This window comes from Corynebacterium sp. 22-2729 (assembly GCF_053479475.1).
This window is the reverse complement of record NZ_JBRBCA010000001.1, coordinates 66741-88063: the sequence shown is the minus strand read 5'-3', so window position 1 is coordinate 88063 and position 21323 is coordinate 66741. Positions and strand designations below refer to the sequence as shown.

General features: G+C 61.1%; 15 protein-coding genes and 1 pseudogene. 11 read left to right on the top strand and 5 right to left on the bottom strand.

Annotation, left to right across the window (positions count from 1 at the left end):
- Positions 1-24: 24 nt before the first annotated feature.
- A complete protein-coding gene (locus ACUY2T_RS00375; protein WP_293790579.1) occupies positions 25-1005 on the bottom strand; it encodes a glycoside hydrolase family 3 N-terminal domain-containing protein in 981 nt (326 codons plus the stop codon).
- Here ACUY2T_RS00375 and ACUY2T_RS00370 point away from each other — a divergent pair.
- From ACUY2T_RS00370 to ACUY2T_RS00355, 4 genes and pseudogenes are all read left to right on the top strand, one after another.
- On the top strand, positions 1004-1243 hold the full coding sequence (locus tag ACUY2T_RS00370; RefSeq protein WP_448306869.1) for a hypothetical protein: 240 nt from the start codon (positions 1004-1006) through the stop codon (positions 1241-1243). The two genes, ACUY2T_RS00375 and ACUY2T_RS00370, sit on opposite strands and share 2 nt — an antisense overlap.
- Before the next feature lie 57 nt (positions 1244-1300).
- Complete coding sequence (locus ACUY2T_RS00365; protein ID WP_293790573.1) at positions 1301-1849, top strand: universal stress protein; 549 nt, start codon at positions 1301-1303, stop codon at positions 1847-1849.
- Between the two features lie 99 nt (positions 1850-1948).
- The gene (locus ACUY2T_RS00360) at positions 1949-2152 is read left to right on the top strand and encodes a DUF2613 domain-containing protein (protein WP_448306868.1); all 204 of its coding nucleotides are present in this window, start codon (positions 1949-1951) and stop codon (positions 2150-2152) included.
- Between the two features lie 14 nt (positions 2153-2166).
- Positions 2167-4227: pseudogene (locus tag ACUY2T_RS00355) on the top strand (DUF3367 domain-containing protein); the annotation flags it as partial.
- 1292 nt (positions 4228-5519) lie between these two features.
- Here the strand turns inward: ACUY2T_RS00355 and ACUY2T_RS00350 are convergent.
- Positions 5520-6794 (bottom strand): acyltransferase family protein, encoded by a 1275-nt coding sequence (locus ACUY2T_RS00350; RefSeq protein WP_448306867.1) that lies wholly within the window; start codon positions 6792-6794, stop codon positions 5520-5522.
- A gap of 223 nt (positions 6795-7017) precedes the next feature.
- On the opposite strand from ACUY2T_RS00350, the gene ACUY2T_RS00345 reads away from it, so the two are divergent.
- The gene (locus ACUY2T_RS00345) at positions 7018-8286 is read left to right on the top strand and encodes a DUF3068 domain-containing protein (protein ID WP_448306866.1); all 1269 of its coding nucleotides are present in this window, start codon (positions 7018-7020) and stop codon (positions 8284-8286) included.
- Positions 8287-8314: 28 nt separating this feature from the next.
- The gene (locus ACUY2T_RS00340; RefSeq protein ID WP_448306865.1) at positions 8315-10087 is read left to right on the top strand and encodes a hypothetical protein; all 1773 of its coding nucleotides are present in this window, start codon (positions 8315-8317) and stop codon (positions 10085-10087) included.
- On the opposite strand, the gene ACUY2T_RS00335 is transcribed toward ACUY2T_RS00340, so the two are convergent.
- A complete protein-coding gene (locus tag ACUY2T_RS00335) occupies positions 10038-11192 on the bottom strand; it encodes a glycosyltransferase family 4 protein (protein ID WP_448306864.1) in 1155 nt (384 codons plus the stop codon). The genes ACUY2T_RS00340 and ACUY2T_RS00335 overlap by 50 nt on opposite strands.
- Positions 11193-11298: 106 nt before the next feature.
- On the opposite strand from ACUY2T_RS00335, the gene ACUY2T_RS00330 reads away from it, so the two are divergent.
- From ACUY2T_RS00330 to ACUY2T_RS00320, 3 genes are all read left to right on the top strand, one after another.
- The gene (locus tag ACUY2T_RS00330) at positions 11299-12129 is read left to right on the top strand and encodes a class I SAM-dependent methyltransferase (protein ID WP_448306863.1); all 831 of its coding nucleotides are present in this window, start codon (positions 11299-11301) and stop codon (positions 12127-12129) included.
- 190 nt (positions 12130-12319) lie between these two features.
- Positions 12320-13549: an acetyl-CoA C-acetyltransferase gene (locus tag ACUY2T_RS00325; RefSeq protein ID WP_448306862.1), complete on the top strand. Its 1230-nt coding sequence runs from the start codon at positions 12320-12322 to the stop codon at positions 13547-13549.
- A gap of 111 nt (positions 13550-13660) precedes the next feature.
- Positions 13661-15988: a 3-hydroxyacyl-CoA dehydrogenase NAD-binding domain-containing protein gene (locus tag ACUY2T_RS00320; RefSeq protein WP_448306861.1), complete on the top strand. Its 2328-nt coding sequence runs from the start codon at positions 13661-13663 to the stop codon at positions 15986-15988.
- 61 nt (positions 15989-16049) lie between these two features.
- On the opposite strand, the gene budA is transcribed toward ACUY2T_RS00320, so the two are convergent.
- Positions 16050-16781 (bottom strand): acetolactate decarboxylase, encoded by a 732-nt coding sequence (budA, locus tag ACUY2T_RS00315; RefSeq protein ID WP_293790546.1) that lies wholly within the window; start codon positions 16779-16781, stop codon positions 16050-16052.
- A gap of 81 nt (positions 16782-16862) precedes the next feature.
- On the bottom strand, positions 16863-18311 hold the full coding sequence (locus ACUY2T_RS00310) for a YeeE/YedE thiosulfate transporter family protein (RefSeq protein ID WP_448306860.1): 1449 nt from the start codon (positions 18309-18311) through the stop codon (positions 16863-16865).
- A gap of 356 nt (positions 18312-18667) precedes the next feature.
- On the opposite strand from ACUY2T_RS00310, the gene ahpC reads away from it, so the two are divergent.
- Positions 18668-19231: an alkyl hydroperoxide reductase subunit C gene (gene ahpC, locus ACUY2T_RS00305; protein ID WP_448306859.1), complete on the top strand. Its 564-nt coding sequence runs from the start codon at positions 18668-18670 to the stop codon at positions 19229-19231.
- A gap of 190 nt (positions 19232-19421) precedes the next feature.
- On the top strand, positions 19422-21002 hold the full coding sequence (gene ahpF, locus ACUY2T_RS00300) for an alkyl hydroperoxide reductase subunit F (RefSeq protein WP_448306858.1): 1581 nt from the start codon (positions 19422-19424) through the stop codon (positions 21000-21002).
- The last annotated feature ends 321 nt before the right edge of the window (positions 21003-21323 follow it).

Here is a 21323-nt window from a genome sequence, read left to right as displayed (position 1 = left end):
AATGCCCCCGATCAGGGAATTCTTTTATCGCGGATTACACGTGCGATTCACAGAATCGCGCACATGCTCTTCCGGAATCCGCCCATCGTCAATCGCCTTGCGGATGGCTTCCACCACATCGGGGATCTCCACCGCACCCGCCGCCGCCAATGCCACATCCGCACCGGCTGCCAGCGCGGCAACAGCTGCCTCGGGACCGGGGTAGCGATCCGTCACAGCTTTCATTCCGGTCAGGTCATCGGTATAAATCACGCCATTGTAACCTGCGGCGTCATGCTGCGGCCCGTAGCCGCCATCTCGCAGCAGCTTGTACGCGGCAGGGTTCACGGACGACGGCAGCCCCTCGCCGAGTCCCGGAACCTGTACATGGCCAACCATGACGGCCATTCCGTCAACGTCGATCAGCTCCCGGAAAGGTAGCAGGTCGTTAGCGTGCATCTGCTCCAGGGGCGGAGTGGTCACCGCACCCATGTGCGAATCCCCCGTCGCATGACCGTGACCTGGGAAGTGCTTCAGGACAGGAGTCACACCGGCCTCCTGCAACCCCTCCGAGTAGGCCCGTGCGTAGTCCGCGGCAATCTTCGGATCGGCACTGAAGGAACGGGAACCGATCGCATTGTCAGAGACATTCTGCCCGCCAGCCAAGTCCACCACTGGCGCGAAATCCACGGTAATGCCCAGGTCGCGGATCTTTTTGCCATGTTCGGCCATAAGGTCGCGCACTTGGTCGGGACTCATCGTCTCCGCCATCTCCTTGGCGCTGGGCAGTTCGCCGATAATCTCGGATAGGCGTTGCACCAGCCCGCCTTCCTCATCCACACTCACCGTGAGTGGTTCACCCGCGCGCTTCTCCAGGGCTGCCAAGCTACGCGCGGGATCACCTTGGCCGTTGAGGATTGAGCGATCAGTCTGCGAGCCGATGAAGAGGTGGCGCACACCTTCGTCGATGGCTTGTTCTGCGGATTCGTAGCTAGTGACGCCCACAGCCAGCATTCGGCCAGCCATGTCCCTCGGGGCCTTGTTCTCCACCTGGGTGCAAGCCTTTTGGTTCTCCGCCTCGGCGGCACTGCCGCTGGTCGACGGAGAGTCCGCGGAAGAGGCGGCAGCGGACGTGCTGGCAGAGGTCGAGGATGCGGTGGGCTGGTCAGTGGGCGTCGAAGAGGAACAAGCGCTTGAGGCAACAAGAAGAGCGCACGCAACGGCGCCAATGGCTACATGTCTACGGGGCATAGTATTAACGTAGTAACAAACGCAACGTGTAGCGCACCAATCGAAGGGCGCATATCAAGGAGCGAGCAACATGACCGAACAAGCACAGCAGGCAGAACAAGCGCAGCAAACACAGCACAAAACCTTTGACGCGAGCGGCGATACCGTACTCATCGCCTATGACGGCTCCGCCGAGGCCCGCGGAGCTGTGGAGCACGCCGGGCGCTTCCTGTCGGCGAAGAACGCCTACATCCTGACGGTCTGGGAGCCTATCCACCGCCAGGCGGCACGTGCAGCGGGCATGAGCGGCATGATGCAGCACGACTGGTCCAACGAGACCGGCGAGCATCCAGAGGATGATGATCCGGCTTACGCTGAGGCCGTCAACACCTGTAACGAGGGCGTGGAGTTGGCCAACTCCCATGGTTTTGTTACCGAACCCTTTCTGGTAGAGTCCGGAACAGCTATCTGGAGCGCCATTGTTGACGCAGCCGATGAACTGGACGTGGATCTGATCGTGACGGGCACTCGCGCCCTCTCCGGTTGGAAGTCTTTCCTGCAGTCCAGCGTGTCGGACAGCATCATTAAGAACGCTGGTCGCCCCGTTTTGATTGTCCCGCCCATTGAAGATGAGGACTAGTTTTCGCAAACGAATGTTTGTGACGTGTTTCATTGGGTACGATCAACAAGAAGCTAGTACGCTAAAACCACAACAGTCCCACTAGGAACAGGAAATCACATGGCTAACGAAACCGCCTCCACCCGTCGCGGCCTGGGCGCCCTGGTCGCCTCCGCAGTCGCAGGCCTGGTTCTGGGCGGCGCCGCAACCTTCGGTGCTGGCGCAATGGCCGACACCACTGAACTCCCCACCGATGAGCAGATCGCCGTGAACCAGGACAATGCCTTCCTGGGCGCAGTCCAGTACGGCGGCCGCGCAGAATAAGGCGCACCACCCACGTGCCAACTTCGGCGCACCGTCCCCTTTCTCGCCGCGCATGGGCTCTTAGTGCCCTTGCGTGGTTTCTTTTCGCGTTCCTACAGTCCCCCGGGCTGACCTCCGCCGATACAAAACTGGATCTAACGGCCGATCCTTGGGGCTTTCTACGCCAAGCGCTGTACCCCTGGACGGATACTTTCCCCCTGGGGCAATTGCAGAACCAGGCCTACGGATACCTGTTCCCCCACGGTCTATTCTTCGCAATTTTTTCCTTCCTGCCCGATTGGGTAACGCAACGCTTGTGGTGGGGGCTGCTACTTACGCTCGCTTTCGCTGGCACTGTCCTGCTGTTGCAACGGCTCCAGATCGGTAGCCGCAGCTCGCGGGTGATCGCCGGCATCCTCTTTGCACTATCTCCACGCATTCTCACCACGTTGGGGGCTATTAGCTCCGAGGCGTGGGTGTGCGCGCTTGTACCCTGGGTGTTGTTGCCGGTAGCGAGCGCCGCCCTCATAGCGCGAAGTGGACGAGGTTGGCCCGACCGGCGCTCACGCGTCTATCTCGCAAAATACGCCCTTCTCAGCGCGCTGGCCGTACTCTTCCTCGGCGCAGTGAATGCCGTCGCTACAGTTGTGGCCATCCTGCCCGCAGTGATTTTCTGGCTCGGCATGTGCCTACGCCGTCCACGGGTGGGTCTCTACTTCGCACTGTGGTGGGTTCCCGCCGGGTTGCTCGCCACATTCTGGTGGATCGGCCCACTCCTGCTGCTGGGGAAATATTCGCCGCCGTTCACGGATTACATCGAGTCAGCCTCGCTGACGACCAATTGGATGAACCTCGCCGAGATTCTGCGCGGCACCACCAGCTGGACCCCTTTCCTCTCCGCCGAGCGTCAGGGTGGCTACGTGCTGGTCGGCGAACCGGTCTTCATCGCCGGAACCCTACTGGTCGCCTTTTTGGGCCTGTGGGGGCTTACCCGCCCGAACCTTCCCTTCGCCCGTCGCTGGCTGGCGATTCTGTTAGTGGGAATCGGCGCAATGGTGTTCGCCACCGCCCCGATCTCTCCGCTCTCCGTGTGGGGTCGCATATTTCTCGACGGTACGGGCGCCCCGCTGCGCAACCTGCACAAATTCGATCCACTAGTGCGACTCGCACTGGTGGCCGGCATCTCCCACGGCCTTGCACGCCTGCCCTGGCCAGGGCTTAGCCGCGAGCGCTGGGCACGGTGGCGCAACCCGGAAAAGCACCCGGAGGTTCCCCGCGCCATCGCTATAAGCCTATTGATCGCCGTGGTCACCGCCACGGGATGGAGTGGGCGCATCGCTGCCGCTGATGCGTACCGCCAGATTCCTGACTATTGGACCCAAGCCGCCGACTGGTTGAACTCCGAGGTCAAGAAGGAAGCCGGGGATTCCCATACCCCTGCCCGCACCATGATCCTACCCGAGGCTCGATTTGGTCGACAGACCTGGGGAAACACCCGCGACGAACCCGCTCAGCCACTGCTGGACGTGCCGTGGGTCGTGCGCGATTCCGTGCCACTAGTGCAGCCCGAGGCCATCCGTGGGTTGGACGGACTCCAGCGCGAACTCGAGTCCGGCACAGCCATCCCCACCCTCGCCCCTACGTTGTGGCAACAAGGCGTGGGCTATCTGCTGCTGCACTACGACCTCACCACCGCTGCCGATACGCCGGGCGCCAAGCGGGTTCAGCGCACCCTCGACCGATCGGGCGGATTCGAGGAAGTCGCCTCCTTCGGCGACGACCAGGTGCGGATCTATCGCGTCGACGGCGGTGTTACAGATGGCACCGACGGCACCGCGGGTGATCTGCGGATTATCGACGCCGAACGTATCGACGTCGCCCATGCCAGCCCCGAGGCCCTTCCCCGCCTGGCGGCAGCGGACGCTGCCTTAGGCCGGCAAGGCGTGCCGCGGACGCGCGTGGGGGCGTCCCAAGGAAAAGACCTAGGGGTACCGGCACAAACGGTAACGGACACGCCTGCGCTGCGTGAACATAACTACGGCAACGTGGTGGGCGCCGACAGTGAGATCCGCAGCCTCGACGATCCCAGCCAAGTACTCAATCCGGTGCGGGATTACCCAGTGCGCGATGCCGATGGGCGTCCGCTGTCTCCGGAGGAAATGACGCATGTGGAAGCCCAGGGCGAGGTACGTGTTTCATCAACCGCAGCAGACCCAACGGGCTTCGGTGGTGCGGAAACATATTCGTCGGCAACCTCCGCAGTGGATGGCTCACAGCGCACCGCGTGGCGGCCGACGGTCGGCAACGTTGCCGGACAGTACATCGAGTTCCGGGTGGGCGACGCACACAACAAGCTTGGGTTGCACCTAGACATTCAGGGGCGGCCCGCACGCGTGCAGGTGACAACATATCTGCAGGGCAAGACGGTTTCGGGCACCAGCGCTACCCTCAAGCCCGGCGAAACGAACAAGGTCAAGGTGCCCGCGGGGCGCGCAGATTCGATCCGCGTAACGATTGTGGGCGCCTTCGGTGACTTCGGCATCGCCGAGGCAAAGGTACTGGCCGACGGCGATGAGGACGTGACCCCGCGGCGAGTACCCACTGTGCCTGCTGCCGGGGAAAGCGATAACAAGTCGACGCTAAACCGGTGGGTTTTTGGCCAAGAGATCAATGAATCCGTGATGCTGCGTGGCTTTGAGATTCCCAAATCCGTTGGCAATGGTACCGGCGAACTGCCGGTTGTTGTCCACTCCTCCGAATGCACAGCTGACGGAAAGAAGGGTGCGCCGGTAACGATCGACGGGCAAGACTACTTCTGCGGGGACACGCTCAACCTCACAGCGGGCAAGCACGTCCTGTCCACCACCGCACGCTGGTCGGCGCTGACAGTTGCCGAGCCACTGTTCGCCGCAGCAGTGCGGGAAACACCGGCGGCCCAGCCCCTGCAGCAAGGCACTCGCTTGGAACCTGCGGACAAGAAGCGCGTACTATTCAGCCCCTCGCAAGCAAACCCCGGACGGATCGCCACCCTGGAGAGCGGAGGCGAAAGTATTCAGCTGACACCTATCACCGTCAACGGATGGCAGCAGGGGTGGATCGTCCCGGAGGGCGCCTCCGGGCTGCTAAAGATCCACTTCGAAGGCACGGGACTGTACCGCGCCTGGCTGGCTATCGGACTAGTCGCAGCGTTGGTCCTGGTGGGGCTATGCATTTTCGTCGCACGACGGACACGCGGACTGCCGCGCCCGGAACTGGTGGCAAGCGAGGAGCCTGCGCAGCATTCTCCACGAGTGCGTCGGGCTATCCGCGCGGCCAAAGTTGTCGCTGGCGCAGCGGCATTCCTCGCCTTGCTGCTGTGTGTGCGCGGCAACTGGGGCAGCGGAAACTACTACGCAGGTGGGTTCGTTGTTAACGGCGCACTGGCCGTCGTGTTGCTGGTCGTAGTCGGCTCGGTACTCGCCCGGTCTTTCCGGTCTGCGCGCACCGAACGCCACCAAGAGTTAATCGCCCGGCGCGCAGGCTCCTCCACCACGGAGTAGCTCAGCGCGGCCACCGGCACGCTCAACACGAACGTCGCCACCAGTACCAGCGCCGTGTGCCCGCTAAAAAGGTTCACGCCCAACAGTGGGAACACAATAGAAAGCAGCGACATGTGCCACAGGAAGATCGCATAGGACCAACGCCCCAGTGCCTGCATCAGCGCGGACTCCAGGAACGTGGATCTTGGCGCCAACGTATAGGGCACGATCAGCGAGGCCGCAAACACCAACCCATATAGCGTCCGGCGGGCGAACTCCGCCGGCGCCGCGTGTGTAAGCCCTTCCGGTCCATCCGAAGCCGCGACCGCCAGCGCCCCCACAGCCAGGAGCCAAAACACCCAGCGAAACTTCGCGATAGCTCGAACCGTTGGCAACTGGTAACGGGCGTCAATGCCCTCGGCACCTTGCTTACCCGTCAGTGCGTAGGCGCGATCCTGCACGATCGACTCCAGCTCTGCACCGAGCAATCCCACCCCGAACCACGCAATAAATGCAGGTGGCATGATGTGCGGATTAAGCCCGCCCGGCTCCGGCGCGTCGGCGAATGCGGGGATAAAAGCCCAGCCAAAGCTTGCCGCCGCCACCCCGACGATCCACGCGATACGCCACTTTCGTTCTTGACGCCCCCACGCCACACCAATTAACGGAAGAACGAGGTAAAAGGCCATTTCCACGCACAGGCTCCATAGGTGAGTCAGCCCACCGATGAGACCACCATCGACGTAGATTTGCGTCATGGTGATGTTGGATAGCATCTGCCATACCGTTGGTGCACCCGCTACCGGGAAGAACAGCAGAACTATGGCGACGGTAACCAGATAGGCGGGGAAGATGCGCCCGAGACGCTTGACGTAGTAGCCCGCGAGAGTCATCAGATTGTCGTGCGAGGTCGACAATGAGAAATCCGCCCTGTGACGGCGCCACAGTAGGAACCCGGAGAGGGCGAAGAACACTGGGACGAAGAAATCCGTGCGCGCCATCATGCGGTTAAGGAGGTTGCCGGTATCCGCACCAGTCTGGAACGCGACGTGGGTGATGATGATGCCGGAGCAGGCAATCGCGCGCAGACCTTCCAACGCGGGGAGGAAAGGCGCGGGTCGGGCGGATACTTTCTTTGGGCTCATCGGGATCAGCATAACCGACCGGGTGGACTGTATAGAGCAAAACTGCAGGCGGAAGCTGCAAACAAGACTTTTCTGGAAAAATATTCTAAATCTACGAAGTATCTAGTTTTGATTGGCTAAAGTATTGGAAGCTTCACAGGCTAACTACAGTCACATCAGAATCTTGTTCCTCCGGCCAGTGGTCCGGATAAAAGCAGACAAATAGAGTCAGGAAAACCATCCTATGAAGAGAATCCTCTCCTCCGTAGCGATCGTGCTCGGCGTGGCATTGCTGGTCTTTGCCATTGCACTGCCCACTTATGTCGTCCCGAAGGGCAAGGTGCTGCCACTGGACCTCGTGTCCACCACTGGCACCCCAAAGACCGAAGGTAATCTGCTGGATTCCGGCGCACTAGCTTCCGGCAAGCCGGTCGGCGACAACAAGGACAAGCCCGAGTGCAAGGGCGACAATCCGCAGATCAAGTGCTTTATCAGCAAGGGGCTCGAGATGCAGTCCCAGCGTTTTACGACCGCGCAGGAACCCTCGGACGATAAGGTCGTGACATTCGAGGCCGGCCAGACTTTGTTCCGTACGGACAGGAAGGAGCCGAAGAACCTGATTAGCGCCTCCATCGACCACGTCACCCTGGATCGCAAGACCCAGATGCCTGTGCCAGACCCGACGTCCTCGGTGGAGCTGAACGCACCAGCGCTGGATGCAGCGGCGAAGAAGGGCGAGGACGAAGAGGTTGAGACCTCCGTGGCGCCGTTTACCCGCCCCGGTATCACCTACCAGTTCCCGATGGGCACTGACCGTAAGTCCTACGACTACTTCGACATGCAGATCCTAAAGACCCAGCCGATCGACTACGTCGGCGAGGAGGAGCAGGATGGCGAGAAGGTCTACCGCTTCGAGCAGACCGTTCCCCCAACCGAGCTGTACCCGGCTCTGCGTGAGCGCCTGGAGGCCGATGGTGAGCTATCCAAGGGTGACGAGGGCACCCTGGCTGCGCTGCGCCTAAAGTTCCCGGCAAAGGTGTGGGGTCTGAGCGAGGACGAGATTAAGAACAAGTCCGGCGAAAAGAAGGACGACAAGAAGGACGCCGACAAGAAGGACGAAGAAGGCGCTGACAAGAAGGAAGACCTCGGCCCTGAGGTCGAAATGTCCCGCTACTACACCGTCCACCGCGTGCTGCGCGTGCAGCCGGATACCGGCGTGATCGTCAACGGCTCCGAGGAAGTCTTCCAGTACTACGCACAGGACGACGAGGACGCTCAGCGCATCTACGAAAACAAGGAAGAAGAGATCAAGAATCCGACCCGCACCGCCGTGTACTTCCCCGGCGCGTGGGACGATGAGTCTCGCAAGCAGCAGATGAGCAAGGCCAGCGACGGCATCAAGAAGATGAAGCTCATGGGCACCATCCTGCCGTGGATTCTAGGCGCAGTCGGCCTGATCCTTCTGGTTATCGGCTGGATTGCTCACCGTTCAGCCCGCCTGGCAGGCAAATAATCCCCGCTGAACTACTAGACTATTGACTGTGAATTCGCAGTCGCTTAAGACCACCGCCAAGCGCGATAGCCTGATCGTGCTGGGGTGGTCTTTTGTAGTTTCCGTAGTTACTCTGTGGCCGTTTTGGTTGGGGCTGCGCCCCGACCCCACCAAGGCTTATCTACTGCGGGACATGTTTGTTCCCCACTCGCTGCCGGATAACTCCAACAACCTGGGGATTAATGAGGGCGCTCCGCGTGCCCTACCGCAGGATGCGATCCTCGCCCTGTTTTCCCCGACTATCCCGGTGTCCTTCATCGCCAGCGCGCTTGTCATTGTCTCAAGTTTGATGGGGTGTTTCTTTGCGGCCAAGATGGTGCGGGGGATGGCAGAGGGACGGCTATCAGCACAGCTATTGGCGGCACTTTTCGTCGTGTGGAACCCCTTTGTTATCGAGCGTTTTCTGCAAGGGCAATGGACTGTCGCCACTGCGGGAATGTTGCTGCCCGCCATCGCTTATCTATCTGCGGCTCGCCGCCACGGACTTCTTTATGTCGCGATCTGCCTTTGCGGTTTTGTCCCCACGGGCTTGATCTTGGCGCTGATCACGGCGCTGGTTTTTGCTCCTTCACGCGGGGAACGCCTGCACAGTTTGGCGGCGAGCGCTGTCGCTTCCCTTCCGTGGATGCTGCCGGCGCTGTGGATCTCCAATCCTTCGCAGACCCGCTCCGATGCACTGTCGGCTTCTCTGTTCTCCGCCCGTGGCGAATCGTTTCTAGGCCCCCTCGCCTCCACCATGGGACTTTCCGGTGTGTGGAACGCTGAGGCTTCCCCACCTTCTCGCACTTTGATGTCTGTGGTCATCGGCATGCTGTTGTGCGTAGTGTTGTTGTTCGGCTTTAAAGAGCTATGGCGCGTCTACCGGGCCGCCGCGGTACTGACGGTTCTTGCCTTAGTGACGCCCCCTCTGCTGGCCACTCCTTGGGGCGTGGATGTTATGGGCTTTGCCATTAGCCATGTGCCCGGTGCGGGCATGTTCCGCGATACAACCAAGTTCGTTTGCCTGGCCATCCCCGGTTTTGTGCTTCTCCTGGCCGTCGCCGTGGAACGGCTGGATCCGCGCCGTGCACGGGAAAATTCTCCTAAGTCCACAGCTCCACCGAAGTGGGCGCCTCAGGCGGCGGCCGTGGGACTGGCGGCTGCGTGTGTCCTGACGGTTCCGGCCTTTCCTGCCGACATGGCCCCGCTGAAGCGTGTGGAGCTTTCCGATACTTGGAATCAAATGTCCAACATCATCTCTGGCGCGCCCAAGGGAAAGATTGTGCTGCTACCGCCCGGCAATTACCGCACCCGAAACAACCGACCACACGTGGCTCCTGGGCTGAAGCTCTTGCCGGGCTCGCCGATGGATCCGGGGTTTTTGATCGTCGATGGTCACGTGGTCGACGGCAACCCGGCCAGCATGGCGATCCTGTCTGACCTTATGAGCGGCAAGAACACCCTGAAACGCAACGGCGTGAGCTGGGTGCTGGTGGACTGGTACTCCGTCAACGATGGGGAAGCGATGGCTAAAGCTATGCAGGTGCTGAACTCGAAGGGAATCCGCCGAGTCTTAAGCTCCGATAACTACGAGCTTTTCCGGGTACAAAGTCCGACACTTCCGCACAACCCTGTGCAGGATCGCGCACCGCTGTACGTGGGCATGACTTTCTACTGGATGCTCATGATGTGGGGAATGTGCTTGTGGCTATGGCGCACAATCCAGGGGCAGACTAGTGCTCGGCCTCCTCGCGCAGCAGTTTCTCCCATGAAGCTCCGGTAGCTTCCCAGGAGAACTCCCGCGCACGGCGCTGCGCGGCACGCCCCATTGCCCGGCGCTTCTCGGGGTTGTCCAGGAGAAACTCCACCGCGTTCATCAGCCCACCTGGCGAATCGCACAGCAGACCGGTTTCCCCGTCAATAACAGAATCCCGCAGCCCGGCAGAAGACTCATAACCCACGGTTGGCACTCCGTGTTGCCCGGCCTCAATGACGGCTAGACCCCATCCTTCCTTCCGGGAAGGCATTACGTGCACCGAGGCGCGGTTGAGGATTCGGTGCTTCAACTCCTCGGACACGTAGCCGTGGAAGATCACCAGCGGTTCGATGCCCAGCTCGCGGGCATAGTCCCGCAGACGGTCGGCCCACCACCCGTCGCCGATAACGTCCAAGCGTACGTTCGGGTGGGTGCGCGCCACCGCGGCTACCGCGTCGAGCGCATGTTCAATCTGCTTGTGGGGCACCAGTCGAGAAAGCGCCACCAAGTGAATCGTCGGTTCTTCAATGGCATCGTCGGAGTTGGGGTTAGGGGCGTCCGGAATCAAAGAGGAAGCAACCGGATCCACACCGTTACGAATGATCTCAATATTGCCGCGAGGCACACCCAACTCGATAAACTCCTCGGCCGACGGTGCCGAGACAGTGACCCAACGGCGACGGCGGTGGATCCATGGCGAGAGGGTCGATTCGATAAACCACCCGATACGGGAGAGCACCGGGCCTGCGACAGACCACTGCTCACGGTGGCAGTGGTGGGTGAGCACGACCGTGGGCGCGCCCGCTACGAGGGAGGCGAAGAAAGGCACACCGTTTTGTGTATCCACCACCACATCTGGGCGCCCGATATCCGCTAACGGCCCCCGCCCCCGACGCGCGGCAAGGATTGCAGCTAGGGCACGCAAGTAGACCGTTAAGTTTCCGCCTCCACGGGAGAACCGGAAGTTGGGGCTCACTTGTTCCGAACGCGCCGCACCGGAGTAGTGTGCCGTGCGGAAAACTACCTGATGGCCTTGGTCGGCGAGGTACTGCCCGACTCGCTCCAAATAACGCTCACTGCCGCCACCTTCGGGGTGGTTCGTGTCGCGCCAACAGAGAAGCAGTACTTTCATGATGAACACTATTCTATCCACCCCTGCCAGCACCTTTGAGGGCTTTGGCGAATCTTTAGCGAAACGTGCGCACAATCGCCTCGCAACCTGAAAAGATGGACACTCGATGAGTCTTAATAACCACCCCTCCCGGCAGCACACAGCGTTGAGCGTCTTCCGTCGCCGTGCGACGCTACGCCGTTCTTTTGGCCTGCTGAATGATTTCAAATACGAGCAAACTCGCCCGGATATTTTCTACGGCCACCTAGCTGCGGACACGGTCGGATTGATCCGGGACGTTTACGCCGGCGTGCGTGGCTTAACAGCTAGTGCAGCTGAAGAGCCTTTGCATGGCGCAAAGATCCTGGACGTCGGCGGCGGACCCGGCTACTTCGGCGTGGCCTTCGACAAAGCCGGCGCGGATTATTACACCTGCGAACCGGACGTCGGCGAGATGGCCGCCGCAGGTATTAAGCTGCAGACCTCGGTGCGGGGTTCGGGGCTAGATCTACCTTTTGTTAGTGACGCCTTCGACATCACCTACTCTTCCAATGTCGCCGAACACGTGCCGGATCCGTGGCGGATGGCGGACGAAATGCTACGGGTGACGAAACCCGGCGGAGTAATGATCTACAGCTACACGGTGTGGTTGGGTCCGTTCGGCGGGCACGAAACCGGCCTATGGCAGCACTACGTGGGCGGGGAGTTCGCAGCCCGGCGCTATGAGCAGAAGATGGGCAAGCCGCCGAAAAACCGTTGGGGCGAAAGCCTGTTTAACGTTTCGGCCTCTGATGGTTTGGAATACGGCCGCAAGGTGCACGCCCGCGCGGATGATCCCGCCGAGCTCGTGGCCGCTTTCCCGCGGTATCACCCGTGGTGGGCATGGTGGATGGTGAGGGTTCCGGGGCTACGCGAGTTCGCGGTCTCGAACTTGGTATTGGTCTTTCAAAAGTGCTGATTCCCCGGCTATCCCCCATGATCCACCTCAATGGGGGCACCACGTGGGGCATAAAAGGGGCAAGAAAAGACATAAGACTACAACTATTTCCCCAAAGAACGGGTAATGTGGCGTGAGACACAAGGTTAGTGCTTTGCGCGTACAAATCACTAACAAATCACTGTCGAGAACGATAGGAAATAGGACTGACATGACCAGTAACACTGGCGCCCCAGAGGCATTCATTTACGACGCCGTCCGCACCCCGCGTGGCAAGGGCAAGCCGGGCGGCTCCCTGCACACCGCAAAGCCCGTCGACCTGCTCTCCGGTCTGATCGAGGCAATCATTGAGCGCAACCCGGGCATCGACCCTAACCGCATCAGTGACGTCATCGCTGGCTGTGTCACCCCCGTCGGCGACCAGGGCATGGATATCGCCCGCACCGCCGCCCTGAACGCCGGCCTGCCGTACACCGCCACCGGCCTCCAGGTGAACCGCTACTGCGCCTCCGGCCTGACCGCCGTGAACCTTGGTGCCCAGAAGATCCGCTCCGGCTGGGACGACCTGGTCTTCGTCGGTGGCGTGGAGTCCATGTCCCGCGCCCCAATGGGTTCCGACGGCGGCGCCCTGGCCATGGATCCGGCCTCCAACTTCTACAACGACTTCATCCCTCAGGGCATCTCCGCTGACATCATCGCCAGCCTGGACGGCCTGACCCGCGAGGATCTGGACACCTTCGCAGCTCGATCCCACGAGCGCGCATCCAAGGCCTGGGAAGAAGGCCGCTTCGACCGCACCGTCGTTCCGGTGAAGGATCAGAACGGCGTGACCCTGCTGGACCGCGACGAGACCATCCGCCCCGGCACCACCGTCGAGGGTCTGTCTGGCCTGAAGTCCGCCTTCGCCATGATCGGCGACCAGGGTGGTTTCGACGCTGTCGCACAGACCAAGTACCCGCAGTTGGAGCGCATCAACCACCTGCACCACGCAGGTAACTCCTCCGGCATCGTCGACGGCGCAGCGCTGCTGGCCATCGGTTCCGAGCAGGCCGGTAAGGACTTCGACCTTACCCCGCGCGCCCGCGTTGTCTCCGTCGCTACTTCCGGTGTGGAGCCGACCATCATGCTGACCGCCCCGGCCCCAGCTTCCCGCGCCGCTCTGGCCAAGGCGGGCCTGAAGCCCGAGGACATCGACATCTGGGAGATCAACGAGGCTTTCTCCTCCGTCGTACTGCGTGCACAGCGCGAGCTGAACATTCCGGACGAGAAGCTGAACGTCTCCGGTGGCGCCATCGCCATGGGTCACCCGCTCGGCGCCACCGGCGCGATCATCACCGGTACCGCTGTCGACGAGCTGCACCGCACCGGCGGTCGCTACGCCCTGATCACCCTTTGTGTCGCAGCTGGCATGGGTGTGGCCACGATCATCGAGCGCGTCTAACCGACCTTTCCCGCAAACCAAAAGCACCAGAAACACTCAAAATTTTCCTCTGACTTCCTCCCGCGAACGGATGCGTGAGGGCGTCAATACATAAAACAAGGAGCATCACACATGAGCATGTTCAAGTGGGACCAGGATGGCGACGGCATCGTAACCATCACCATGGACGACCCGAACCAGCCGATCAACACCATGAACGACACCTTCCAGGGCGAGCTGCCCGAGCTCGTGGAGAAGCTGCAGGGCGCAGTGGAATCCGGCGAGGCCAAGGGCGTAGTTATCACCTCTGCAAAGAAGACCTTCTTCGCAGGTGGCGACATCAAGTCGATGATCAAGTCCACCCCGGAAGATGCAGAAGCAATCACCAAGCAGATCGACGGCATGAAGGCCGGCCTGCGCGCCATCGAGACCCTCGGCGTGCCGGTTGTCGCCGCCATCAACGGTGCGGCTCTCGGCGGTGGCCTGGAGATCGCACTGGCTACCCACCACCGCATTGCTTCTGACGCCAAAGGCCTGAAGGTTGGCCTGCCAGAGGTCACCCTGGGTCTGCTGCCGGGTGGCGGCGGTGTGACCCGCGTGGTTCGCATGCTGGGTCTGCAGGACGCACTGATGAAGATCCTGACCACCGGACGCCAGTTCCGTGCAGAGGACGCACTGAAGACCGGCCTGATCGACGAGATCGTCCCGGCTGACCAGCTGGTCGACGCTGCGAAGAAGTGGATCAAGGAGAACCCGGAAGCTACCCAGCCATGGGACCAGAAGGGCTTCAAGATCCCGGGTGGTACCCCGACCAGCCCGAAGCTGGCACAGTTCCTGCCCTCCTTCCCGGCTAACGTGACCAAGCAGATCAAGGGCGCACCGATGCCGGCTCCGAAGGCCATCCTGAAGGCCGCCGTTGAGGGCGCACAGCTGAAGAACATCGAAGAGGCCACGGCCGTAGAGACCCGTTACTTCGTGGAGCTGGTCACCGGCACGACCTCCAAGAACATGATGCAGGCATTCTTCTTCGACCTGCAGTACTGCAACGGTGGCGGCCAGCGCCCCAAGGACGTCGAGAAGAAGCAGTTCAAGAAGCTGGGCATGGTTGGTGCCGGCATGATGGGCGCAGCGATCGCTTACGTGGCAGCAAAGGCTGGCATGGAGGTCGTGCTGAAGGACATCAAGATGGAGGCCGCTGAGAAGGGCAAGTCCTACTCCGAGGGCCTGGAGGCCAAGGCGCTGAAGCGCGGCAAGACCACCGAGGAGAAGTCCAAGGCCCTGCTGGATCGCATCAAGCCTTCCGTCGACTACGCTGACCTGTCCGACTGCGACATTGTGATCGAGGCCGTGTTCGAGAACACCGAGCTGAAGCACAAGGTATGGGCAGAGATCGAGGCTGCCGTGCCGGAGGATTGTGTACTGGGCTCCAACACCTCTACCCTGCCGATTACCGAACTGGCTACGGGTGTAAAGCGCCCGAAGGACTTCATCGGCATCCACTTCTTCTCCCCGGTCGACAAGATGCCACTGGTGGAGATCATCAAGGGCGAGGAGACCTCCGACGAGACCCTGGCTGCGGCCCTGGACTTCACCGGCCAGATCCGCAAGACCCCGATCGTCGTCAACGACTCCCGTGGCTTCTACACTTCCCGCGTTATCGGCTTCTTCCTGAACGAGGCTATGCGCATGCTGGCTGAGGGCATCGACCCGGCCGTGATCGAGGCCGCTGGCCGCCAGGCCGGCTACCCGGCACCGCCGCTGCAGCTGCAGGACGAGCTGAACCTGAAGCTGGCCCGCAAGATCGGCTCCGAGACCCGTGCTGCCCAGGAGGCCGCTGGCCTCACCGTCGACGACGGTGGCGTAACCGAAATTGTGGACAAGATGCTGGACGTCTACGACCGCCCCGGCAAGCTGGAGGGCAAGGGCTTCTACGAGTACAACGAGGAGGGTCGCCGTGCCGGCCTGTGGCGTGGCCTGTGGGACGAGCTGGGCGCTGGCAAGGTGAAGGTCGCCGACGCCGAGTCCACCGTTGCTGGCCACGGCCTGGATTCTGCCACCGTCGGCGCTGCCAAGAAGGCCGCTGCTGATTCCACCGGCGTATCCGCTGGCTCCAACGTTCCGGCTGACGCACCGGCCTTCATCGACCTGGTCGAGCGCCCGCTGTTCGCGGAGGCTCTGGAAACCCAGAAGTGCATCGACGAGGGCGTGCTGACCTCTGATGCGGATGCCAATATCGGCTCCATCATGGGCATCGGCTTCCCGGCCTGGACCGGCGGTACCCGCCAGTACATTAAGAACTACGACCGCCCGGCCGCCGCTACCCTGCCGGAGGGCAAGGTTGCGGACCGCGACGGTGGCGACTACCCGACCCGCGGCGTTGCAGGCTTCGTTGCCCGCGCCGAAGAGCTGGCCGCCAAGTACGGCGAGCGCTTCACTCCGCTGGAGTCGCTGAAGAAGTAGTTCTTCCTCCCCTTTTAGGTAATAGTCCCGGTTAATGGTTCCGCGGAGCCATTAATCGGGGCTAGTCTTTTACCTCTGTCTTGTGCAGCTGCTCGTCTAGATCCTCCGGATCCAGGTTCGCCTGCGAGAACGCGCTGGTCAACGGTAGTCGCAGCTCCAGGTCAGTTCCAGGGCACAGTTCGATCTTGCCCTCCTCCAGGGTGAAATCCAGCACATGCCCGCCGACGGTGCGCGAGTCGTCGATGAAGTGCACGTGGCAGCCGGGAACAGAGATCCCCTTTTCGTAGACCGGTGTGCGGAAGCCCGCGATAATGCCCGTCACGTCGGTGAAGTGCTGCTCGGCGTCATCCTCCGTGACCTGCACCATCGGCCGATACGGCGGTTCCTGCTTGATTACGGTGCGCGTCACCACGCTACTAAAATGCCCGGTAATGCGGACGGCGTACATGTAATTCGAAGAGGGAGTCATGCCGTCGATGAACTTCGATAGATCCGCGCGACGGATATTCTCCGGCGCACGGCGCCGGATGCGGGGTACGAAGTTGGTGGCCACGGCATAAGGGCTACAGGTCTCCAGATCCGCGCGGGTGGCGGTGCCGTCGTGGCGCAGCTGATAGCAAACGCCGTCGATGATCACCATCTCGCCATCCAATGCGTCGAATGTTCCGAGCCCGAAGTTGCCCTTGCCCAGCAGCTCTCCGACGGTCATCTCGCCGTCGTAAATACCGTCCAGGAGGGCGGTCATCAGGGAATTCTGAAAGATTGTGTGCCTGGTTACCGGTGAATCGCTCATGCCCCCATTGTTGCTGGAGCCACCGGCCATTCGCTTTTTGGTGACGCCACTCATTCCCCAGGCACCCCGAAGCGGGGGAGACTAGCAGCCCTTCTTCACGGTAATCGTCCAACCGGCGTCGGTGGTCTGCTCAAAGTTCGTGACCTCGTGGCCATCAGTGGCAGCCCAGCGCGGGATGGCATCGGTGGCTTGGGTGCAGTCAAAGTCGATCTGCAGCGAATCCCCGACGGAAAGGTCGGCCATCGCCGCCTTCGCGTCCACCAGCGGGAACGGGCACACCGCACCGAGGGTGTCGAGCTTATAGGTTCGCTCGCCGACTAGCTGGAGGCCGTTGTCTCCCTCATCGCTTTTCGGCGCCACAGCCTCCGCCGCCGTAGATTTCCGATCTAGCAGGAGCGTTCCGGTGGTTTGGAACCCCAGCTGAGCAGCCATGGACTCGTGGTCTGCAGCACTCGTTCCAGTGCTGGTGGGATTTACGTTGCGCGGTTTGGTCTGAGTCTGGCCAGGCACCGCGTCGGTGGGTTTGAGCCACAGCTTGGAGGCAATGCCGATTCCGATGGCGATGAACAGCAGCGCAACCCATCCCTGGTAGCTGAACAGGGAGGTCTGCACCATGCCGTTGCCCACGGTGCAGCCACCCGCAGCGGACGCGCCCACACCCATCAGCACACCGCCGATAACGGAGCGGACGGCCTGTTCGGCGGAAGGAACGCGCAGCCGGAATTCTCCCGACGCCTTGGCCGCGAAGAACGCTCCTACTAGGAGGCCAAGCACCAGCATGACTCCCCAGTCGACCTTGTCTTCACCGCCAATGAGGAACTTCGACAGGTTGGACGAGGGGCTGGTAATACCCAGGCCGTCGTTACGTCCGGTCGCTGCCGACAGCGGCCATGCGAGCACTCCAAGCGCACCGATGATCGCTGCGGTCGGGTAGAAATGCCATGGCTTCTCTGCGAGTACGTGCGCCAAGCCAGTTTTCTTTGGCTTCAGCGTTGCCATCGTGGGCGCCTTAGCTTCCTGCGAAAGGAAGTGCCGGGTAAGAAAGGCCACACCGATGGCGAAGGGAATCACTAGCCACCAGACCGAGATACCGAGGGAACCGTGGATGGTGGTTATGGGCAGCTTCCAGCTTCGCAATCCCTCATTGAGGAAGTTCAGCGCGCCCCCCTTCATAGCCGCAGCGCTTCCCGCATAGAACACGAGGGCAAGCCACGAACCGATGAGGCCTTCTGCCGAGCGGTACCAGGTGCCAGACGCGCAGCCGCCGGCCAACACGATTCCTGCGCCGAACAGCAACCCACCGAGAACCACTGCTATTGGAGCAAAGGACTTGTACTCCGGAGTGATCACACCCGCAGAAGTGAGAGCGGCAAGGCCAACGGCATGTACGGCGATAACGATGAGCAGTGCGTTAAAGCCGCGCCACGTCTTGTTGAGGAAAATGTCGCGGATCATGCCGGTGACGCAGAACCGTCCGCGCTGCATAACCCAGCCAAGGACAGCACCTAAAGCTAGTCCGGTGAGAATCATGGGCTCCCCTACTCTAAATCCAAAAGTGAACCGATCTGTCTATTTTGTTCCGGTTATATTAGCGCCTACTCCCCCTCCCCACAAAGCCATGGCGTCCAAAAGTGACCCAATGAACATTGATAACGACCCCCAACCCAATCCCATAACTCAAGACCAATGTAAACCTATCAATCATGGATCTTTTACAAAGTCGATGCTATAATGAGTGGTGGATCGCAATAACGCCACCCGCATTCCCTACTCGGAATCCATTTCAACTCCACAACAGGGTTGAAGAAAGTAGGTAGGCTATGGGGCGACGGTTGCGAAAAACTGCCAAACAAATCAATCGAAGCCAAGCCCTTAGGAGGCATAACATGTCCCTCATCAACACCGAGATTCTGGACTTCACCAACCCCGCCTTTTTCAACGGTGAATTCACCGAGGTATCCAAGGACGATGTCCTGGGCAAGTGGTCCGTATTCTTCTTCTACCCGGGTGACTTCACCTTCGTCTGCCCCACCGAGCTGGGTGACCTGGCTGACCACTACGAGGAGCTGAAGGGTCTAGACGTAGAGGTTTACGCCGTTTCCACCGACTCCCACTTCGTGCACAAGGCATGGCACGCAGAGTCCGAGCAGGTCGGCAAGGTGAACTACTACATGCTGGGCGACTCCACCGGCCAGCTGACCAACAACTTCCAGAACATGCGCCCGGGCGCCGGCCAGGCTGACCGCGCCACCTTCCTGGTAGACCCGGAAGGCAAGATCCAGTACATCGAGCAGACTGCCGAGGGCATCGGCCGTGACGCTTCCGAACTGGTCCGCAAGGTCAAGGCTGCTAAGTACGTCGCAGAGCACCCAGGCGAGGTTTGCCCCGCCAAGTGGGAAGAGGGCGAAGACACCCTGACCCCGGGCATCGACCTGGTTGGCAAGATCTAACAAACCCTTATCCCCCCGCTGCATAGAGGCGGGAAACCCACGGCGGGCAGGGCTTTCCTTTTACGGATCCCGCCCGCCGTTTTTAGTGCCCCTAATAGAAAACACAACGCCTCCTCCCCCGAAGAACCCACCGTGGCGCACTACCCGATTGGGGTGGCGTCAATAGGAAGAAAGAAAGAGAGAGCCTCACATGGCTAAGCAACTTTTGGATGACAACCTGCGCAAACAACTAGGCCAACTCGTCCCGCGCATTACCGAGGACATCGAGCTGGTATACGGCCTGGATGACCGATCGGCTTCCGAGGACCTGGAGAAGTTGCTGCAGGACATCGCCGGGCTGTCCGACAAGATCACTGCCCGCCGCGACGACGAAGCACACGAGCGCAAGCCCGCCTTCAGCATCGTGCGGACTGGAAGCGATATCTCCGTAACCTTCGCAGGTATTCCGATGGGCCACGAGTTCAGCTCCCTGGTACTGGCACTGCTGCAGGTCGGCGGCAACCCAGTCAAGGAAGACCAAGACCTCATCGAGCAGGTAAAGAACCTGGACGGCGACTACGAGTTCGTGACCTACATGTCCCTAACCTGCCAAAACTGCCCGACCGTCGTACAGGCGCTCAACACCATGGCGGTGCTGAACCCGCGCATCAAGCACACCGCAGTGGAAGGCTCGCTATTCCAGGACGAAGTGAAGGAAAACAACGTCCTGGCCGTGCCGACCATCTACCTCAACGGGGAGGAGTTCGGCCAGGGGCGCACCACCATCGAGGACTTCGTGCGCAAGCTGGACAGCGGTTCCTCGGCGCGCGAGGCTAAGAAGCTGAACGAAAAGGAGCCTTTCGAGGTGCTGATCGTCGGCCAAGGTCCGGCGGGCGCGGCAGCCTCCATCTACGTTGCCCGTAAGGGACTGAACGTAGGCCTGATCGGCGAGCGCTTCGGCGGCCAGGTGCTGGACACGAACTCCATCGAGAACTTCATCTCCGTGCCCTCCACCGAAGGCCCGAAGCTGGCGGCGGAGTTCGAGGAGCACGTCGGCCAGTACGACATCGATGTTGTGAAGTCTCAGTCCGCCACGGGCCTGACCCCCGCCACCGAGGAGGGTGGCCTGCACACCGTTCACTTTGGGGATGACGCCACCCTGCGCGCCCGTGCCCTGATTATTGCTACGGGCGCACAGTGGCGAACCCTGGGCGTTCCAGGCGAGGAGGAGTACCGCAACAAGGGTGTGACCTTCTGCCCGCACTGCGATGGCCCACTGTTCAAGGGGAAGCCAGTTGCCGTGATCGGTGGCGGAAACTCGGGCATCGAGGCTGCACTGGACCTTGCAGGTGTGGTGAAGCACGTGACGGTGCTGGAGTTCGGCGAGGCCTGCCGTGCCGATGACATCCTGATGGAGCGCGTGAAGGAGACTGCGAACATCGACGTGATTACCTCGGCAGCTACTACGGAGATCGTGGGCGACAGCAAGAACGTCACGGGTCTGAAGTACACCGACCGGACCAATGACGAAGAGAAGTCGCTGGAGATTTCCGGTGTATTCATCCAAATCGGCCTGGTGCCGAATACCCAGTGGCTGGGCGAATCCGGCCTGGAGCTAAACAAGATGGGTGAGATTGTGGTGGACGAGCACAATGCCACCAGCATCCCCGGCGTTTATGCTGCTGGCGACTGCACCACCGTGCCTTTCAAGCAGATTGTGATTGCTCAGGGGGCCGGCGCGAACGCGGGCTTGGGCGCCTGGCAGTACACGGTGACTGCGCCGAAGGCCTAGGGACTGGGTGCGCCGAAGGCCTAGCTGGTCTGACGGCGCGGTCTGGCTGCGCAGCCTGGCGGTAACTGCTGCGTGGCGGGGCTGCGCGACCTGGCGGTAACCGCTGCGCGCCACACCAGTCCCATCAGCCCCACTGAGCTATCTACCCCCCTCCAATAATGGAAATGGGCAGCGACTCAAGGGTGGCGAAGTGGGGTGTTGGCTCAAATGTCGCTAGAACGAGAATACGTTACTGCGAATAATTTGCATTACCACAAAACCGCAGTTCAGAGACCTGCAGCCGGTCAGGGGACCATGGCGCATGGTTGCGCATTCCCGTTC

Excerpts from the sequence above, each read along its gene's own strand:
- ACUY2T_RS00370 (WP_448306869.1), top strand. The coding sequence starts at position 1,004 with ATGTCCCTCGGGGCCTTGTTCTCCACCTGGGTGCAAGCCTTTTGGTTC.
- ACUY2T_RS00375 (WP_293790579.1), bottom strand. The coding sequence starts at position 1,005 with ATGGCTGGCCGAATGCTGGCTGTGGGCGTCACTAGCTACGAATCCGCA.
- ACUY2T_RS00365 (WP_293790573.1), top strand. The coding sequence starts at position 1,301 with ATGACCGAACAAGCACAGCAGGCAGAACAAGCGCAGCAAACACAGCAC.
- ACUY2T_RS00360 (WP_448306868.1), top strand. The coding sequence starts at position 1,949 with ATGGCTAACGAAACCGCCTCCACCCGTCGCGGCCTGGGCGCCCTGGTC.
- ACUY2T_RS00350 (WP_448306867.1), bottom strand. The coding sequence starts at position 6,794 with ATGAGCCCAAAGAAAGTATCCGCCCGACCCGCGCCTTTCCTCCCCGCG.
- ACUY2T_RS00345 (WP_448306866.1), top strand. The coding sequence starts at position 7,018 with ATGAAGAGAATCCTCTCCTCCGTAGCGATCGTGCTCGGCGTGGCATTG.
- ACUY2T_RS00335 (WP_448306864.1), bottom strand. The coding sequence starts at position 11,192 with ATGAAAGTACTGCTTCTCTGTTGGCGCGACACGAACCACCCCGAAGGT.
- ACUY2T_RS00330 (WP_448306863.1), top strand. The coding sequence starts at position 11,299 with ATGAGTCTTAATAACCACCCCTCCCGGCAGCACACAGCGTTGAGCGTC.
- ACUY2T_RS00325 (WP_448306862.1), top strand. The coding sequence starts at position 12,320 with ATGACCAGTAACACTGGCGCCCCAGAGGCATTCATTTACGACGCCGTC.
- ACUY2T_RS00320 (WP_448306861.1), top strand. The coding sequence starts at position 13,661 with ATGAGCATGTTCAAGTGGGACCAGGATGGCGACGGCATCGTAACCATC.
- budA (WP_293790546.1), bottom strand. The coding sequence starts at position 16,781 with ATGAGCGATTCACCGGTAACCAGGCACACAATCTTTCAGAATTCCCTG.
- ACUY2T_RS00310 (WP_448306860.1), bottom strand. The coding sequence starts at position 18,311 with ATGATTCTCACCGGACTAGCTTTAGGTGCTGTCCTTGGCTGGGTTATG.
- ahpC (WP_448306859.1), top strand. The coding sequence starts at position 18,668 with ATGTCCCTCATCAACACCGAGATTCTGGACTTCACCAACCCCGCCTTT.
- ahpF (WP_448306858.1), top strand. The coding sequence starts at position 19,422 with ATGGCTAAGCAACTTTTGGATGACAACCTGCGCAAACAACTAGGCCAA.